Source organism: Vibrio sp. Vb1755 (genome assembly GCF_033338635.1).
Classification (GTDB): Bacteria; Pseudomonadota; Gammaproteobacteria; order Enterobacterales; family Vibrionaceae; genus Vibrio; species Vibrio alginolyticus.
The window spans coordinates 1-1,471 of the sequence record NZ_JAWOTA010000130.1; the positions used below are offsets into that span (position 1 = coordinate 1).

The 1,471-nt window shown below is 46.6% G+C and carries 2 protein-coding genes; one reads left to right on the plus strand and one right to left on the minus strand.

Annotated elements, in window-relative coordinates:
- On the plus strand, positions 1–637 hold a 637-nt coding region (locus R7E00_RS23230; protein ID WP_318124595.1), incomplete at its 5' end, for a methyl-accepting chemotaxis protein.
- A 123-nt stretch (positions 638–760) separates the two neighbouring features.
- Here R7E00_RS23230 and R7E00_RS23235 read toward each other — a convergent pair.
- Positions 761–1,471: flagellar brake protein (locus R7E00_RS23235; protein WP_318124597.1), on the minus strand; the 711-nt coding region annotated here is incomplete at its 5' end.

Consider the following 1,471-nt stretch of genomic DNA (forward strand, 5'->3'; position numbering starts at 1 on the left):
GGGTCTAGCGCAATCTGGTTTGGCTATCTTCCAAGAAAGTGCAGAAGCAAGTGCGCAAATGTCTCAGGCATTGAACGATGCCGCGCAAGTTGTACTGCGTCTAAAAGAGCAATCAGTACAGATCAACGATGTTATCGAAGTGATTCGCGGTGTATCTGAACAAACGAACTTGTTGGCGTTGAACGCAGCGATTGAAGCTGCACGTGCTGGTGAATCTGGTCGTGGTTTTGCTGTAGTAGCGGATGAAGTTCGTATGCTAGCGGCACGTACTCAAGATTCAACGCAAGAAATCTCAACAATCATTGAAGAGCTACAAGCGCAATCTGGCCTTGCTAACGACAGCATGCAAGTTAGCCTAGAAATGTTAACTCGTAACAACGAGCTGACTCAGCAAGCGAACGATGCGTTGATCGGTATTACGGAATCTGTTGCGAACATCAACGATTCAAACACGCAAGTAGCGACAGCTGCGGAAGAGCAATCTCAAGTCACTCAAGACATCAACCGCAACGTGGTTAACATGTCTGAACTTGTGAACCAAAATGTAGCGGGCATCAGCCAAAGCGCAAGCGCAAGTAGCGAGCTATCACTACTGGCTGAAAAGCAAAAAGAACAGTTGAGCTTTTTTAAGCTGTAAGCTTTTGATTTACGTTTTTAAATATGGTCTCAGCAAAAAGGCACCCTCGGGTGCCTTTTTAATGCTCGTTTTTCAAGAACGAATACGTGCTCTAGCAACTTCATGGCTCTAGGCCGTTCGAATTTATTTTAACTTCAGCTTGGTGCCGTCGAATTTGAGATGGCTCAGCAGACTCTTGGCGTTAGTCTTGCCTACCTCATCAAACTCCATTCCGTAGCGGGCATAGTGAGTCGATTTTTGAAGGTTGCAAATACGACCATTCAGTGGCGCTAACATGCGACCATCACTCGGCATGGTGAGGTCTAGAGTGATACGGTCGCCAACTTGTAAAGGTCGGCTCATTGGCGATGTCACAAAACGACAGCCGCTGCGAGACAGGTCTCTGATCTCACACTCACTTCGATATTCATCCAAGCGGACTCGCGCTTTCAAATTCACCTCATAACGCACTTCTTTACGAAGTTGGAATACCTGCATTGTATTGGGAAGGCTAAGCACTAAAATGGGATAAGGGTCGCCCAAGCGATGTTGAAGCTGAGCCCTAAAAGGGATGACTGCGCCTTCGCCACGATGAGAATACGCTTTTACGTTAATCCAAAAGCCTTCTTGAAAATAGAATTTCAAATCTTCATCGGAAATATTCGGAACTTCGATCAATGCCGTATTGTTAGAGTGGCAGCCGACAAACGTACTGGTGGTGATGAACTTCGTTCCAACAGGCGTGGTCACATTAAGAGTGACTTCACTACCGTGCTCAACCATCGCCATTGCATCGGTGCTGTTTAATGTGGTGGCCTGACGTTCTGGTGCTCTCTTACTCTGCAGAGGTAGATT